This is a genomic window from Sphingomonas sp. P2_B6 (assembly GCF_056404755.1).
This window is the reverse complement of sequence record NZ_JBFUDK010000001.1, coordinates 282916-298752: the sequence shown is the minus strand read 5'-3', so window position 1 is coordinate 298752 and position 15837 is coordinate 282916. Positions and strand designations below refer to the sequence as shown.

Here is a 15837-nt window from a genome sequence, read left to right as displayed (position 1 = left end):
GGTCCTTAGCCTGCACTCAATACCCCGTTCGTTTCCAGCGAAGTCGAGAAACAGGCCTCAAGTGCTGAGCAAGGTTTCTCGACTTCGCTCGAAACGAACGGTTGGGGGTGGTGGCGTCAGGTCGCCAGCGATCAGGCTGTGCGCCGTCTGTCGTAGCAGTGGCGTCGCCTCACCGCGTTCGCGCCGCAGATCTGCGAAGCGGTGGAGCGCCTCCTCGACGGGCGGTTCGAGGGTGCCGGGGTGCTGGCGCCGGGCGCTGCCTTCGATGCACCGGATCTGCTCCGGGCTCTCACCCCCGAGTATCTGACGGTTGAGTCCAGGCTCGCCTGAACATTGTCAGGCGCTTTCGCGGACGATCAGGCGGAAGCCGACATCGATGAGGCGGTTCTCGATCTTCTCGCCGGCGGTGCGGCGGCGGAGCAGGCTGACCGCTTCGCGGCCGATGCGCGCGCCGTCGATATCGATGGTGGTGATGGTCGGGCGCATCTCGGCGGCGACGGCGAGGTTGCCGAAGCCGACCACGGCCAGTTCGTCCGGCACGCGCACGCCCGCCGCCATCGCCTCGACCAGCAGCCCCTGGGCGAGCCAGTCCGAGCTGCACACGACGACATCGGGGCGATTGTCCAGCTCGCGCAGGGCGCGGAAGGCGGCGCGGCCATGGCCGAAGCGCGTCTGGCTGGCGAACATCTGTTCGGTCGGGGTATCGCCGCCGGCGGAGGCCCAGTCGTCGATGAAACCCTGGCGGCGCTCCATCGCGCGCGTGCCCGAAGCGGTCAGCAGATGCGGCCGGCGATAGCCGCGGCCATGGACGAAGCGCGCGATATCCTGCCCGACCGCGCGGTGTGAGAAACCGACCGCGACGTCGATCGGGTCGGTCGGCAGGCCCCAGGTCTCGATCACCGTCGCCTCGCGCCGGCGCATCAGATCACGCGTGGCGGGATCGGAGACGATGCCGGTCAGGATGATCGCATCGGCGCGGCGCGCGAGCGCGGCCGAAATGAGGCTCGGCATGCGCACATTGTCGACCCCGGTCAGCCCGAGCATGACGATGTCGCCGCTGGCGGACAATTCGTCGACCATTGCCTCGACCGTCGCGTTGAAGATCGACTGGGCGACATCGGGCACCAGCAGGGCGACCAGCCGGCTGCGGCTCGATGCGAGGCCGCCGGCCATCAGGTTCGGAACATAATGGGTGGCGGCGACGGCTTCGCGGATGCGATCCGCGGTCGCGGTCGCGACCATCGCCGGGTTGTTGAAGAAGCGGGATACGGTCGCCGACGAAACACCGGCGATCTGCGCGACATCCTCCAGTTTCGGAATCTTGGGGCTGTCGGTCATTTTCCTACGCTAACCGGGAAAGACTGGCGCCGAAAGCCGTTGCAAGCGCTTTCATCATCGCTTAAGCGAAGCCATGCAAGACTTCGATCCCCTGCTTCCCGAGACGTTCGACAGCGCCCAGGCCGTGTATCGCGACCTGCGCGACCGCTGCCCCGTGGCGCACAGCGACGCCTGGGGCGGCTTCTGGGCGCTGATGAAGCATGCCGATGTCGCGGCGGCGGCGGCCGACAGCGCCACCTTCATCACCTCGAAGCAGAATGTCGTGCCCGCGGTCGCCTTTACCGGCCGCCGGCCGCCGCTCCATCTCGATCCGCCCGAGCACACGCCCTATCGCCGCGCGCTCAGCCCGTTGCTGACCGAGCGCAAGGTCGCGCCGCTCGAGCCGGTGATCCGCGAGATCTGCATCAGCCTGCTCGACGCGATGGCGGCGAAGGGTGGTGGCGATATCTGCGAGGAATTCTCCGCGCGCATGCCGATCCGGGTGTTCGCCACCTGGATGAACCTGCCGCAGGAGCAGATCGATTCGCTCGCCGAAGTCGGCCGGCGCTACAATATCGCGGTCCAGTCGAACGACATGATTGCGACCAAGGAAACCAGCCTGCTGCTCTACGAGATGGCGCGCAAGCTCGTCGCCGATCGCAAGGCCGCGCCGCTCGATCCGGCCGACGACGCGACCAGTGCCTTGCTGGCGACGCGGGTCGATGGCGAGCCGCTGCCCGACGAAATGATCGTCGGCACGATCCGCCAGGTGCTGGTGGTCGGCATCATCGCGCCGACGGTGATGATCGGCTCGATCGCGGTGCATCTGTCGCGCGACCAGGCATTGCAGGCAAAGCTTCGCGCGGAGCCGGCGCTGATCCCGGCGGCGGTGGACGAGTTCCTGCGGCTCTACACGCCCTATCGTGGCTTTGCCCGGACGGCGACGCGCGACATCGAGCTGCATGGGCGTGTCATTCCCGAGGGCGAGCCGATCGCGCTCGTCTATGCCTCGGCCAATCGCGACGAGGATGTTTTCGAGGACGCCGAGAGCTTCCGGATCGACCGGCCGAACATGAAGGATTCGGTCCATTTCGGGCGCGGCACGCATATGTGCGTCGGTGCGGCGCTGGCGCGGCTGGAACTGGTCGTGGCGCTGGAGGAGATGATGGCGCGGCTGCCGAGGTTCGATCTGGCGGGCGAGGTGGTGCCGACGCGCTTTCCGGAGATCGGGGCGCTGAGCGTGCCGTTGACGTTTAAGTAGGGTGTACGTACATGAGCCACTCCGTTCGTCCTGAGTAGCCATTGAGCTTGTCGAAATGGCGTATCGAAGGACAGGCCTCACCCATGTCCTTCGATACGGGGCTTCGACTTCGCTCAGCCCCTACTCAGGACGAACGGCGGGGAATGATTTCACGCACTCTGGAATATCCTGACACGCCAGCAACAGTTCGTCGCCATCAATCGCGATGCTCGTAGCCAAATCCTCGGCCGCCGTCACCTCCACCAGATAGTCAAACACCCGCGCAAACAAGGGATCGCTCGCCGCTAGCGGCCGCGGCGCACTGTCGTCTCCGATCCAGCATGGCCGAAAGCGTACTTCCGACACGCTCCGATCCCGCACCACCAGCCGGACGATGCCTGTGATCCGAGTCTCCGCCGGCAGCATGTATGTCGCGTCCATCGTCCAGCTTGGATTGAGGCTGACGAGGTGGCGGAAGGAGTCGGTGTCGACGATCGCCGGGTCCCACACATGCGGCTGCTCGATCGCGAAATTGCCCAGGCTGTAGAAGATCGGCTTGCCGCGGTGGAAGCCCACGCCCTTCATCAGATGCGGGTGATGGCCGAGAATCGCATCGGCGCCGGCCTCGATCGCGGCATGCGCGACCTCGATCTGATATTCGGCGAGGCTGCCGCGCACCATGTGGATGCCCCAGTGCAGCGAGACCAGCACGATATCGGCCCGGGCCCGGGCCGACCGGATCGCGGCGAGCAGGGCGGCGAGATCGGCGCGGTCGGCATGGCTGCGGATGCGGGCGGGGGTGCCGGGCTGATCATGCTCGATCTGCTCGTAGAAGGTGTGGGCGCGCAACGGCGCGCAGCCGGGTTTGTCGGTGCGGGCGGCATACCCCTCCGGCAGGATCGAGCTGGCCGCGATCATCGCGATGCGGACGCCGTCATGCTCCTGGATCACCGCCGCGCGCGCCTCGGTCAGGCTGGCGCCGGCACCGGCCAGCAGTACGCCGGCATCCGCCATGTGTCGCAGCGTGTCGTCGAACGCGTCATAGCCCCAGTCGAGGCAATGATTGCCGGCGAAGGACATCATGGTGAAGCCGGCTTCGGCCAGGGCGGGGGCGAGGACCGAGGGCGCGCGCATCGCAAGCTTCGCATTGGGCACGATCGCGCCGCGATCCGACACGGTCGTCTCTAGCTGGCCGAACACCACCGGTGCTTGTTCGAGCAAGCCAGCAAGGGGCGCGAACATCGAGGCGAGATCGTCGCGCTTCGCCCCGACATCACCGACCGCGAGGATGGCGAAACCGGACATCACGCGGCGGCCTTTGCCTCATTGCCGGCCGAACGGCGCAGGATCAGGACGATCGTCGCGGCGAGCAGCAATATGCCGGCGATCAGCCAGATCGGCGCGGTGAACGCGCCGGTCTTCTCGCGCACCAGCCCGACCAGATGCGGCACGATCAACCCGCCCGAGCTGCCGGCGATGTTGATCGCGACCGCCCCTACCGCAAAGGTCGCGGGCGTGAACATCCGCGTCGGCAATGCCCAGAAGGCGCCCTGCGCCGCGCCGAGCGCGGTCCCCGCCACAAACAGCGCGACCAGGCCGAGCGGCGTCGCGCCCGCCGCGGCAGCGCTGAGAATCGCGAGCGCGGCCACTGTCGCCGGGATGGCGATGTGCCAGAAACGCTCCCCGGTGCGGTCCGAATGTTTCGAGTTGAAATAGATGCCCAGCACATTGCCGATCCAGGGCAGAGCATTGACCAGGCCGATCTCGAACGGCGTCAGGCTGGTCATCTGCTTCACGATCTGCGGCAGCCAGAAGATGACGCCATAGGAACCCGACAACAGGCAGAACCACAACAGCGCCGAGGCCCAGACCAGCGGCTTGCGCAGCACGCTCCAGTCGTTCGCCTGCGCCGTGTCGCGGCGATTGGCGGCGTTGCGCGACAGCCAGTCCTTTTCCTTCGCATCGAGCCAGGTGGCGTCGCCCGGGCGGTCGGGGAAATAGAAATAGGCGGCGATACCGAACACCAGGGTCGGGAGTGCCTCGCCCAGGAACATCCAGCGCCAGCCAGCCAGACCGAAGGGCGGGTCCATGCTCATCAGCCAGCCCGACAAGGGCCCGCCGATCACGATCGAGAGGGGAATGGCGATCATCGGCATGGCGAAGGTCGTCGCGCGCTCGCGCTCCGTGGCGAACTGGCTGAGATAGAGCACGATGCCGGGCGCGAGGCCGCCCTCGGCCAGGCCGAGCAGCACGCGCAGCGTGTAGAATTGCCAATGAGTCTCGATAAAGGCCATGCCGCCGGCACAGGCGCCCCACAACAGGGCACAGGCCGCCATCCAGCGCCGCATGCCGATACGCTGTTGCAGCAACACGCTGGGATATTGGCCGGCGAGGAAGCCGACGAACAGGATGCCCGCGCCGAAACCATATTGGCTGGGGGTGAAGCCGAGATCGGCATTCATCTGCAGCGCGGCGAAGCTGACATTCACTCGGTCGATCGAGCTGAGCAGCATGAACAGGATCGTCGGCAGGATCAGCCGCCACCGGATCTTGCCCGCCATCGCCTGCAATCCAGCTTCCATATGTCCCGCTCCCGCCAGAATCGCCATTATGTGCTCGACAGGCTCATTGCCGATGCGGCAAGGCGACGCAAGCGCTTACATTGGAGGATTTCCGTGGATCAGGCCGGCTCACTGAGCGAAAGACTCGCCGATCACATCGCCGGCTTCGATGCCGGACGGCTGAGCGACGCGACGCTTCACGCAGCGAAGCGCGCGCTGCTCGACGGTCTTGGTGTGATGCTCGCGGCGAGCGGGACAAGCCAAGAAGTCGAGCCCTTCATCAGCTATGCCAGCGCCGGCGGGCCGGGCGCGGCGAGTATCCTGGGGCGGGGGATGACGACCAATGCGTCGCTCGCTGCGCTGGCCAATGGCGCGATGGCGCATGCGCTGGATTTCGAGGATGCGTTCGACGCGGCGCCGAGCCATCCCAATGCGTCGCTGCTGCCGGCGGTGCTCGCGGTGTTGCAGACCGGCGCGCCGGTGTCCGGCCGCGACCTGCTTGGCGCGATCGCGATCGGGTGCGACCTGGTCTGCCGGCTGGGGTTGAGCCTGCGCCGCGAGATGGAGGCGGGCGGCTGGTATCCGCCGCCGATCCTCGGTGTGTTCGGCGCGACCGCGGCCGCGGCGCGGTTGCGGGGATTGTCCGCGCGCCAGACGCTCGATGCCTTGTCGCTGGCTTTGTGCCAGGCAAGCTGCCCGGGCGAGATCAAATATAGCCGCGACACCGTGATCCGTGCGGTGCGCGAGGCATTGCCGGCCGAGGCGGCGGTGCGGGCGACCGCGCTTGCGGCACTCGGCGTGCGCGGTTTCGACGCGCCGTTCGAGGGCAAGGGTGGGTTCTTCCGCCTTTACGCCGATGGACTGTATGAGCCGTCGGATCTCCTTGACGGGCTGGGCGAGCGGTTCTGGATCGAGCAGTTGAGCTTCAAGAAATGGCCGGCCTGTCGGGGCACGCATGCCTATATCGAGGCAGTACAAGCGCTGCGCGCCGCGCATGGCTTTGCGCCGGGGGATGTCGCTTCGATCGTGGCGACGGGCGGCGAGGTGCAGGTGATGCTGGCCGAGCCCGCCGCCAGCAAGCGCGCGCCGGCGACGGCGATCGACGCGAAATTCTCGATTCCCTTCACCATCGCCGCCGCGCTGATCGACGACGAGGTCACGCTCGACAGCTATGGCGCCGCGTCGCTCGCCGATCCGCGCAAGCTTGCCGAAGCAGCCAAGGTGAGCTTCGAACGGCATCCCGACTGGGGCCGCGAGCGCGCCGCGTCGGGCGGGCTGGCGATCATCCTGAACGACGGGACCCGGCTGGAGCATTGGGTCGAGATGGCTGCGGGCCATGTCACGCGCCCGATCGACGATGCCGCGCTCGAGGCGAAGTTCGTCGATTGCGCGGGCCGGGCGCACCAGGCGCTGACGGCGGACGCGGCGTCGGCATTGGCGGCGGCGATCTGGTCGCTCGACACGGCGCCCGACGCCGCAAAGGCCCTGTCCGCTATTAGTTATATGCCATAATGAAAACGCTTGCAGCTTCGCACCACAATGGTAGTAAGCGGCCTTAGCCAGGGCGACGCAAGGGCGCCGGCGGTCAAGCGAGGAGGATGTCCGTGACCCCATTTTCAAAGGCGATTCTTCTCACCAGCGTGACCAGCCTTGCCGTCGCACTGGCCGCGATGCCGGCCGAGGCGCAGAGCGCCGCCGCGCAGGACCAGGTTGCCAGCCCGTCGGCACCCGCCGCCGATCTCCAGCCCCAGGCGGAGGATAATGGCGGGCTCGAGGATATCGTCGTCACCGCCGAGCGCCGGACGCAGAGCCTGCAGGACGTGCCGATCTCGGCCACCGTGCTCAACGCCGCCGATATCTCGCGCAAGGGCGTCAACAACCTCGCCGACATCCAGCAGGTCGCGCCGTCGATCGCGATCAACACCTTCAACCGGTCGACCTTCATCAACATCCGCGGCGTCGGCATCGCGCAGTCAGCGCCGACCTCCAACCCGGGCGTCGCTTTCTATATCGACGGCCAGCTGATCCCGCATGAGCAGTTCATCGGGCAGAGCTTCTTCGACATCGCGTCGATCGAAGTGCTGCGCGGCCCGCAGGGCACCTTGACCGGGCAGAATTCGACCGGCGGCGCGATCTATGTGCGCACGCCCGAGCCCGAATTCGATGCCTATTCCGGTTTCGTCGATGCGACCTATGGCAATTACGACACGTTCAAGCTGGTCGGCGCGATCAACGTGCCGATCAGCGACGAGGTGGCGTTCCGCGTTGCGGCGACTCATGACGAGCGCGGCAGCTTCACCGACAATATCGGGCCGAGCCCGAGCACCCCGGGCAATAGCAGCCTCTATGCCGGGCGCTTCAACCTCGCGGTGCGCTCGCCCGACGAGGTGCTGCGTGCCAATCTTCGCGTCGACTATTTCGATTCCAAGTCCGACAATAATGCGGTGAAGCGCCGCAACGATCTGGTCTCGTCCAACCCGTTCGTGATCGAGGAGGATGCGCGGTCCTTCCAGAACCAGCATGGCGGCAAGCTGTCGGGCGAAGTGAAGATCAAGATCCTCGACGGCGTCGATCTGCGCACCATGGTGTCGTACCAGGATCTCCATACGATCGACCAGACCGACGGCGATCGCACCGCGACCGCTCTGCCGCGCCCACCGGCCAATGCGGTCGGTCGCGTCAGCCTGGTCTCGACCGATATCAATACCTTCATCGGCGAAGTGAACCTGCTGTCGACCGGCAAGGGCAATTTCAACTGGGTGGTCGGCGGCTTCTATCTCGACGAGACGGTCGACACCTTCTCGCAGCGCGACAACAACCACACGACCGACTTCATCTCGTCGACCTCGACCTTCAAGACGAGCGCGAACAACATCACCAAATCGGTGTTCGGCCAGGTCAACTGGTTCGTGACGTCGCCGCTCGAGATCGTCGCCGGTGCGCGCTATTCCGACGATACCCAGATCTACAACCGCCTCATCCCGGCGGGCGCTGTGCCGGCCGGGGCGAGCCTGGTCGCGACGCAGCATTCGACCAAGGTGACCGGCAAGGTCGGCATCAACTACCATCTCGGCCGCAACCTGCTCTATGTGACGGCGTCGCAGGGCTACAAGGCGGGCGGCGTCAACCTGACCATCGGCACGCCCAATTTCGGGCCGGAAACCAACCGCGTGTACGAGGCCGGATTCAAGACTCAGTTCCTCGACAATCACCTGCGCGTGAACGGCGACGTCTTCTATTCCGAATATAGCGACATCCAGCTGTCGAGCCTGCTGAACGGCCTGCCGGTCACGCAGAACGCGGCCGCCGGCAAATCCTATGGCGCGGAGCTCGAGGTCACCGGCCAGTTCGGCGGGCTGAGCTTCAACGCGGGCGGCGGCTATCTCCATGCCCGGTTCGACGGCAGCACCTGCATCACCGACACCAATTCGGCGGGCACCGATGCCGGCTGCCCGACCAATTTGCGGCTTGTGCCGGACGGCCGGGTGCTGCCCTTCTCGCCCGAATGGACGATCAATGCCGGTGTCCAGTACGAAATCCCGCTGGGCGGCGACGAGCGCTCGCTGACGCCGCGCGTGCAATGGTCGCATCTGTCGGAACAGGTCGCGACGCCGTTCCCGAGCTTCAACACGATCGTACCGAAGCGCGACGTGTTCGATGCGCGGCTTACCCTGCAGATCAACCGCAACTACAAGCTCGAAGGCTATGTCGCGAACTTCACCGACACGCGGTACATCGCCTCGCAGATCCAGAACTCCTCGAGCGCCGATGGCGGCAGCATCTATGGCGCGCCGCGGACGTACGGCATCCGCGCGGTGGCGAAGTTCTGAGGATGATTGGCAACTGCTCATCCTTCCTCCCCCGCGAAGGCCGGGGTCCAGTTGGAGTGCAGAAGGAAATGTCTGCTGCGCGTAGTTGCTCCGGCCATCCCAACTGGACCCCGGCCTTCGCCGGGGAAGGGACAAGGGCTGAAAACAGGTACACGTTCGGATGAAGCTCCGCGCCGCTCCGATCGCACTGTGCCTCTCCCTCGCCGCGTTCGCCTCGGGCGTCGCGGCGCAGGCCGACTATGGCGATGCCTGGTGGGCGCCGGACAGCGGGCGGACCTTCCCCGCGCAGGTCGATTATGCCGACAGCACGGGCAGCCTGCGCGTGCTGCTGACCGGCGGGCCGATGGAGACGAAGGGCCATCCCTTCTTCACCGCGACCGGGCCGCATGGTCGCGCCTGCGTCACCTGCCATCAGCCGGCCGATGCGATGAGCCTGTCCGCTGCGACCGCACAGGCGCGCTGGGACGCGACGGGGGGCAAGGACCCGCTGTTCGCTGCCTATGACGGGTCGAACTGCCCGACCCTTCCGCAGGGTGAGCGCGCGTCGCATTCGCTGCTGCTCGACCATGGGCTGATCCGCATCCAGCGCCCCTGGCCACCCAGGGATGTGGCGGGCAAGGCGATGACCCCCGATTTCACGCTCGAGGTCGTGCGCGATCCGACGGGGTGCAATGCGGCGAAGGACAGCGTCTCGGTCTACCGCCGCCCGCGGCCGGTCGCGAACCTCAAATATCTGCTGGCGGTCGGTTTCTACCACGATCCCAAACAGGGCATGCCGCTGCCGCTCGATCCCGAAACTGGCAAGCCGCTGTCGGGCAATCTGATGGCCGATGGCCGCGCGAGCACCTTGAACGCGCAGATGACCGACGCGTCGGCGACTCATCTAGAATTGCTCAAGCATATGGACGCGGTCGACATGGCGCGGATCGTCGACTTCGAGAGCCGGGTCTATACCGCGCAGCAGGTCGACAGGACGGGCGGCGCGCTGAACGTCGCGGGCGCCGAGGGCGGCGCGGAGAAGCTCGCCATGTCGAAGCCGGGGCAGCTCGGCAGCATCGGCAAGCCGGTGTGGAGCGAGTTCGAGGCCTGGGAGAAGCCGGCGCCGGGCCTCAGCCCGGAACAGGCGGCGTTCCGCGCGTCGGTCGCACGCGGCGCGAAGATCTTTCGCGACAAGACGTTCCTGATCACCGACAGCGCGGGGATCAACTCGCCGGTCGGCTTCGGTAACCCGGTGCGCAACGGCTGTGCGTTCTGCCACAACATGTCGCAGATGGGGAATGATGTCGCGCCGGGCCAGGTCGATCTCGGCACGACCAACCAGCCCTTTGCCGATCCGATGCCGTGGCTGCCGCTGTTCCGCGTGACCTGCAAGGGGCCGCCGCATCCGCATTATGGCCGCGTCATCCTGACCAATGATCCGGGCTATGCGCTGACCACCGGGCGCTGCGCCGATGTGGGCAAGATCACCCTGCAGTCGCTGCGCGGCCTGTCGGCGCGGGCGCCCTATTTCTCCAATGGGCTGGCGAAGGATCTGCGCGGCATCGTCGACTTCTACGAGCGGCGCTATTCCATCGGTTATACCGAGCAGGAGAAGCAGGACCTGGTCAACCTGATGAGCGCGCTGTGAAGACGGTCGCTGCCCTGCTCGCCATGGCCGCGGTGACCGGGGGCAGCGCGCCCGAGACGGTCCGCTTCATTGCCTGCCCGGTCTATCGCGATACGGACAGCGGCAAGAAATCCGGCTGCTGGCTGGCGGACGATCACGCGGACGGGCGCCGCTTCGACGTCAGCCAGGCACCGTCCAAGCCCGACTGGAACCATGAAGTGCTGGTCGAGGGCAGGGTAAGCGCTGCGCCGGGCGATCCGTGCGGTGGGGTGGTGCTGGAGCCAGTGCGTACGTCGATCCTGCCGGGTGCGTGCACACGGCACATGCTGCCGGCCGAGAGCTACAAAGGGCGTCCGTTCGTGCTGCCCAAGCGTAACGTCGCGCCGATGTCGGCGGAGCGCGCCGTCCCGCCGGGGCCCTATGCGCCGACGACGTTCCACCTCTATTATGACTTCGATCGGGATTTCCTGATCTATCAATATGACGATTACCTGCTCGATCAGGCGATCACTTGGATTCGCGCGGCAAAGCCCAGGTCGATCGTCGTGACGGGACGCGCGGCGACCGATCCGGTGACGGTTTCGGGGCGCAGCATCGCCGAAGATCCGGCGATCGCCCGCGCCCGCGCCGACCGGATCGCTGAATCGCTGGTGAGGCTCGGGGTGGACCGGCACATCATCACCGTGCGGGCGGAGGGCAAGGCGGCTGCGATCGATGTCGATACGGCGGATGGGCTGGCCGAGCCGTCGCGGCGGCGCGTCGACATTCTCGTCCGGCCCTGACCGGCTTGCCACCAGCGACTTCAGCATCGCCGCACCGGCAGGTCATGCTGCTCGGCGCGATTACCGCGCTCGGCTCGCTCGCGATCCATATGTTCGTGCCGGCCATGCCGATTGCTGCGGTCATGCTGCAGGCCTCGCCCTCGGTCATGCAGCTCACCCTGACGCTGTATCTGGTCGGCGTGGGTACCGGCCAGATCGTCAGCGGACCGCTGGCCGATCATGTCGGACGCCGGCCGGTGCTGCTCGGCGGGATCGCGATCTTCGTGCTCGGCTCGGCGATCTGCTGGGCCGCGGGATCGGTGTGGCTGCTGCTCGCCGGGCGGCTGATCCAGGCGCTCGGCGCATCGGCGGGGCTGGTCGTCGGGCGCGCGATGACCGGCGATACGGCGGAGGGGCGCGGCGCGCGCGACATGGCGCTGCTCACCGCGATCGTCATGCTGTCGCCGATGATTGCGCCGCTGCTCGGCAGCGTCCTGGCCGATAGCGGCGGATGGCGCGCGATCTTCGCGGTGCTGACCTTGCTCGGTCTGGCGTGCGGGATCGCCGCGATGCGCTGGCTGCCCGAGACCTTCGTTCCGCGTCCCGCCGGCGGGACGAGCCTGTTGACGAACTGGGCGCAGGTGCTGACGAACAGGGTCTTCCTGCGCAATTTGCTGCTCGGCACCTCGTTCACTGCCGGGCTCTATGTCTTTCTTGGTGCGTCGCCCTTCCTGCTGGTCGATTTCTACGGGGCCGATCCGCACGGGCTCGGCATCTATTACGGCGCCGTTGCGCTTGGCGCGGGGGCGGGCGCGCTGTCGGTGAACCGGCTGGCGGGGCGCCTTGGTTCGCGCAGCCTGATGCGGCTGGGAGCGTCGCTCGCCGCGGCCGGAGCGATCGGATTCCTGGTCGGCGCGGCGCTCGGGCGGCATGAGATCGTCGCGATGATCGTGCCGATGGCGGTCTTCTCGTTCGGCGGCGGGCTGGTCGTGCCCAACGCGTTCGTCGCCGCGCTGGCCGGGAGTCCCGACCGGGTCGGCACTGCGGTCAGCGCCTTTGGCGCGCTGCAGATGCTGGGCAACGCCGCGGTCAGTTCGCTGGTCGCCGCGCTCGCGCCGCACAGCCCGTTGCCGGTCGCCGTGGCGATCGCGCTGCTGGCGCTGCTGACCATGATCCTGACGATTGCGTTTTCGGCCGGGCCTGACGCCTCAGCCTAGCGTCACGTGACGCGGAAGACGCGCATGACGACGTTGCTCGGATGACGGATGCCCTGTCCGACGAAGACGCTGCGGGTCATCCAGTCATGCGGCCCGGCCTGGACTTCGAAGACCGGCGTGGTCCGGAAATAATAGAGCGCCGGGTCGAGATCCTCGCCGGCGGTCAGCCGGGTGATGATGTCGGGCGCGGCGACCCTGACGCCCGGGTTGTCGATGGCGATGCGCGTGCCGTCCGATGCCTCCAGCGTGTATTTCGCATGGATGACGGTACGGTCCTTGCCGATCGCCTGCCAGTCGCCGCCGCCGGGCAACACCGTGCCGTTGAGCCGGGGGCCGTTGACCGTGCCGCCGGTGATCGGCACCAGCCGCCGCCGGGAGCCGTCGACCACGCCCAGCTCGACCGGCGGCGCGAGCAGGATCACGGCCTCGAAGACGAATTCGAGCGTCGGCGCTGCCGGGGTCTTATCGGCCGCGGCAAACGCGGATCGCGGCAGCGCCGCCGCCAGCACGGCACCAAGCGCTGCCTGTCGGCGGGTGAGGATCGGGGCTTCAGTCATGGCGTTGCTCCGGGGAGGATACCGTTAGCGGGCGGACTGCGGAAAAGCCGGCAACAGGCCGATATCCGCTGGCTCGTGGCCGATGATGATACGGGCATGCAGCACCTCGGCCACCCGGTTTATGCGATCCATCGAGGCGAGGGTATCCGCGCGGCCGGTGTTGATCTTCGGCACGCCATTGGCGGCCTTTTGCTCGGCGAAATGCCACAGGTCGCCGGTCAGGATGACCGGGCCGCCGGCGAGGCGCACCAGCAGCGAATGATGGCCGGGCGTGTGCCCGGGCGTCGCCAGCATCATCACCCGTCCGTCGCCGAACAGGTCGCGATCGCCCGAGACCTGGTCGATCGGCGCGCTGCCCCCGGTCCAGGGCCCAAACTGGTCGCGGTCGAGATTGAAGGTCTTGCCCGTGCCGCGCACCACGGTCATGTCCTCGGCACCGATCAGCAAGGTCGCCTTGGGGAAGCTCGCCACCTGGCCGGCATGGTCCGCATGGTAATGGCTCAGCGCGACGAGGCCGATCTGGTCGGGGCGCACGCCGATGTCGCGCAACTGGTCAGTGATCGAGCGGGCGAGCCGCGCGCGGCCGCCGCCGACGCTGGTCTGTCCCGCACCGAGCCGGGACAAGGGCAGGCCGGTGTCCCACAGCAGATAGCGGTCGCCGTCGCGGATCAGATAGCAGCTGACCGACACTGTCTTCGACATGCCGGAAAAGGCGAAACTGTCCGACAGGAAGTCGAGATCGGGTACGTCGACCGAGCCGCAATCGAGCCGCCACAGCAGCAGCTCGGCCTTCGGCTGGGCGGGCGCGGGGGCGGGTGCGAGCAGGGCCAGCGGCCCGCCGATCGTCAGCCAGAAGCTCGTGCGTCCGATCGTCATTCCCGCCCTCATCCTCTCGTCGTGCAGTCTCAGGATCTCGAACATCCCGTTTGCAAAGCCGGCGACCGCCAGCTATGTAACGAACTAGTACATATAAACAAGCAGGCGCGACAGGCGCTCAGTGGGAGATGGATGGATGATCGGGTCGAAACACAGGATTCTGGGCATGCTGCTGGGCGCGTCGGCGCTGATGGGGATGGCGCCGGTCGACCGCTCGATGACGCCGATTGCGAGCGATCCGGTTGTCACGGCGAGCGGGCGCATCGCCGGCACGCAGCTCGATTCGGGTGTCCGTGCCTATCTCGGCATTCCCTTTGCCGCGCCGCCGGTCGGGCCGCTGCGCTGGGCGCCGCCGCAGCCCGCGACCTGGAAGGGCGTGTGGAATGCCGACCGCAAGGGCCCCGAATGCATCCAGGTGCTGCGCCCGCACGACATCAACCATTATTTCGGGGAGGAGCCTTCGTCCGAGGACTGCCTCTACATGAACCTGTGGACGCCGGCCCAGGCGACGCCGGCGTCGAAACTGCCGGTAATCGTGTTCCTCTATGGCGGCGGCTTCACCATCGGATCGTCGGGCATGGCCAATTATGACGGCGAGGCGATGGCCAGGGCCGGGGCGGTGTTCATCAACTTCAACTACCGCGTCGGCGCGTTCGGCTTCCTCGCGCACCCCGAACTGACGCGCGAGCAGGGCGGGCATTCGGGCAATTATGGCATCATGGACCAGACGCTGGCGCTGCGCTGGATCCGCGACAATGTCGCCCGGTTCGGCGGCGATCCGGACAAGGTGCTGATCATGGGCCAGTCCGCCGGTGCCGGCTCCGTCATCGCGCAGATCTTCAGCCCGCAGGCCAAGGGGCTGTTCCGCGCGGCGGTGATGTCGAGCGGGTGCAATTTCCGCGGCGACGGCCCGTCGCTCGCCGATGCCGAGAAGGTCGGGCTGCAATTGCAGGAGCGGCTCAAGGTCACGAGCGTCGACGCTTTACGCCAGATCCCGGCCGACCGCATCCTGGCGACTCAGTCGGAGAACCAACTCGGCGTGCGCGTCGAGGGCGTGCGGGTCGGCGGGCCGATCGTCGACGGCTATGTGCTGCCCGCGCCCAAGGCGACGATGCTGGCGGCGGGCAATTTCAACCAGGTGCCGATCATCGCGAGCTATAATGCCAATGATCTGAGCTTCGGGCTGGAGCCGATCCTGTCGGCAAAGACGATCGCCGAATTCCAGGAAGGCGCGCGCAAGCTTTATGGGGCGGATGCCGATGCCTTCCTGAAATTCTACCCGGTGAAGACCGATGCCGAAGTGCCGGGCGTGGCCCGGGTCGCGGCGACCGAGGCGGGACTGCAATCCAGCGCGCGCTTCTGCGCGAGGGCGCAGGCCGCGGTGGGGCAGCCGGCTTATATCGACGAATATACGCGCGTTCATCCTTATGTGCCGGGCGTGCGCATTGCCGATCAGGACACCGCCACGGTCGGCGCCTATCACACCGCCGACATCCCTTACTGGTTCGGCACGCAGGACAAATACAATTGGCAGCGGCCGACGCGGAACTGGACGGCATGGGACCGCACCCTGTCGCAGCAGATGATGGGCGCGCTGATCGCCTTTGCCGCGACCGGCAACCCGAGCACGCCGGCGATGCCCTGGCCGGCCTGGAAGCCGGGCGACGAGCGCAAGATCATGTTCGGCGACCAGGTGTCGCTGGTGAAGCTCGATCCCAAACGGCAGGACTGGCTGATGGCGCATAATGTCGCGACTCAGCCCGCGCCGCCGCGTTCCGGCTCGCCGCGCGACTGATGCCTAGGGTGTCGATGGCGGCGCTATCGACACCCGGCCCGCATTGGTGGTAACCAGTTAGTACACAACATCGGAGC

At 66.9% G+C, this 15837-nt stretch carries 12 protein-coding genes; 7 read left to right on the top strand and 5 right to left on the bottom strand.

Going from position 1 to position 15837, the window contains the following annotated elements; all coding sequences use genetic code 11:
• Nucleotides 1-336 precede the first annotated feature (336 nt).
• Entirely contained in the window at nucleotides 337-1338 is a 1002-nt protein-coding gene (locus tag AC1DX5_RS01380) for a LacI family DNA-binding transcriptional regulator (RefSeq protein ID WP_478013852.1), read from the bottom strand.
• Nucleotides 1339-1411: 73 nt separating this feature from the next.
• Between AC1DX5_RS01380 and AC1DX5_RS01375 the strand changes: the two genes are divergently transcribed.
• The gene (locus AC1DX5_RS01375; RefSeq protein ID WP_478013851.1) at nucleotides 1412-2578 is read left to right on the top strand and encodes a cytochrome P450; all 1167 of its coding nucleotides are present in this window, start codon (nucleotides 1412-1414) and stop codon (nucleotides 2576-2578) included.
• 120 nt (nucleotides 2579-2698) lie between these two features.
• Here the strand turns inward: AC1DX5_RS01375 and AC1DX5_RS01370 are convergent, their stop codons facing one another.
• Complete coding sequence (locus AC1DX5_RS01370) at nucleotides 2699-3862, bottom strand: CapA family protein (RefSeq protein WP_478013850.1); 1164 nt, start codon at nucleotides 3860-3862, stop codon at nucleotides 2699-2701.
• Nucleotides 3862-5139, bottom strand: a complete 1278-nt coding sequence (locus AC1DX5_RS01365; RefSeq protein WP_478013849.1) for an MFS transporter — start codon at nucleotides 5137-5139, stop codon at nucleotides 3862-3864. Before AC1DX5_RS01365 ends, AC1DX5_RS01370 begins: the two co-directional genes overlap by 1 nt.
• Before the next feature lie 93 nt (nucleotides 5140-5232).
• Between AC1DX5_RS01365 and AC1DX5_RS01360 the strand changes: the two genes are divergently transcribed.
• From AC1DX5_RS01360 to AC1DX5_RS01340, 5 genes are all read left to right on the top strand, one after another.
• A complete protein-coding gene (locus AC1DX5_RS01360; protein WP_478013848.1) occupies nucleotides 5233-6630 on the top strand; it encodes an MmgE/PrpD family protein in 1398 nt (465 codons plus the stop codon).
• An 86-nt stretch (nucleotides 6631-6716) separates the two neighbouring features.
• Complete coding sequence (locus AC1DX5_RS01355) at nucleotides 6717-8948, top strand: TonB-dependent receptor (protein ID WP_478013847.1); 2232 nt, start codon at nucleotides 6717-6719, stop codon at nucleotides 8946-8948.
• A gap of 160 nt (nucleotides 8949-9108) precedes the next feature.
• Complete coding sequence (locus AC1DX5_RS01350) at nucleotides 9109-10575, top strand: hypothetical protein (protein WP_478013846.1); 1467 nt, start codon at nucleotides 9109-9111, stop codon at nucleotides 10573-10575.
• Nucleotides 10572-11336, top strand: a complete 765-nt coding sequence (locus AC1DX5_RS01345; RefSeq protein ID WP_478013845.1) for an OmpA family protein — start codon at nucleotides 10572-10574, stop codon at nucleotides 11334-11336. Before AC1DX5_RS01350 ends, AC1DX5_RS01345 begins: the two co-directional genes overlap by 4 nt.
• Nucleotides 11337-11380: 44 nt before the next feature.
• On the top strand, nucleotides 11381-12532 hold the full coding sequence (locus AC1DX5_RS01340) for a multidrug effflux MFS transporter (RefSeq protein ID WP_478013844.1): 1152 nt from the start codon (nucleotides 11381-11383) through the stop codon (nucleotides 12530-12532).
• Between the two features lie 2 nt (nucleotides 12533-12534).
• Here AC1DX5_RS01340 and AC1DX5_RS01335 read toward each other — a convergent pair whose 3' ends face one another.
• Nucleotides 12535-13089, bottom strand: a complete 555-nt coding sequence (locus AC1DX5_RS01335; RefSeq protein WP_478013843.1) for a DUF3237 domain-containing protein — start codon at nucleotides 13087-13089, stop codon at nucleotides 12535-12537.
• Between the two features lie 24 nt (nucleotides 13090-13113).
• Nucleotides 13114-13965 carry an N-acyl homoserine lactonase family protein gene (locus tag AC1DX5_RS01330; RefSeq protein ID WP_478013842.1) on the bottom strand — a complete coding sequence of 284 codons (852 nt, stop codon included), beginning with the start codon at nucleotides 13963-13965 and terminating at the stop codon, nucleotides 13114-13116.
• Between the two features lie 136 nt (nucleotides 13966-14101).
• Here AC1DX5_RS01330 and AC1DX5_RS01325 point away from each other — a divergent pair, with 136 nt between their 5' ends.
• Nucleotides 14102-15760 carry a carboxylesterase/lipase family protein gene (locus AC1DX5_RS01325; RefSeq protein ID WP_478013841.1) on the top strand — a complete coding sequence of 553 codons (1659 nt, stop codon included), beginning with the start codon at nucleotides 14102-14104 and terminating at the stop codon, nucleotides 15758-15760.
• Nucleotides 15761-15837 lie beyond the last annotated feature (77 nt).

Excerpts from the sequence above, each read along its gene's own strand:
- AC1DX5_RS01380 (WP_478013852.1), bottom strand. The coding sequence starts at position 1,338 with ATGACCGACAGCCCCAAGATTCCGAAACTGGAGGATGTCGCGCAGATC.
- AC1DX5_RS01375 (WP_478013851.1), top strand. The coding sequence starts at position 1,412 with ATGCAAGACTTCGATCCCCTGCTTCCCGAGACGTTCGACAGCGCCCAG.
- AC1DX5_RS01370 (WP_478013850.1), bottom strand. The coding sequence starts at position 3,862 with ATGTCCGGTTTCGCCATCCTCGCGGTCGGTGATGTCGGGGCGAAGCGC.
- AC1DX5_RS01365 (WP_478013849.1), bottom strand. The coding sequence starts at position 5,139 with ATGGAAGCTGGATTGCAGGCGATGGCGGGCAAGATCCGGTGGCGGCTG.
- AC1DX5_RS01355 (WP_478013847.1), top strand. The coding sequence starts at position 6,717 with ATGTCCGTGACCCCATTTTCAAAGGCGATTCTTCTCACCAGCGTGACC.
- AC1DX5_RS01350 (WP_478013846.1), top strand. The coding sequence starts at position 9,109 with ATGAAGCTCCGCGCCGCTCCGATCGCACTGTGCCTCTCCCTCGCCGCG.
- AC1DX5_RS01340 (WP_478013844.1), top strand. The coding sequence starts at position 11,381 with ATGCTGCTCGGCGCGATTACCGCGCTCGGCTCGCTCGCGATCCATATG.
- AC1DX5_RS01335 (WP_478013843.1), bottom strand. The coding sequence starts at position 13,089 with ATGACTGAAGCCCCGATCCTCACCCGCCGACAGGCAGCGCTTGGTGCC.
- AC1DX5_RS01330 (WP_478013842.1), bottom strand. The coding sequence starts at position 13,965 with ATGACGATCGGACGCACGAGCTTCTGGCTGACGATCGGCGGGCCGCTG.
- AC1DX5_RS01325 (WP_478013841.1), top strand. The coding sequence starts at position 14,102 with ATGATCGGGTCGAAACACAGGATTCTGGGCATGCTGCTGGGCGCGTCG.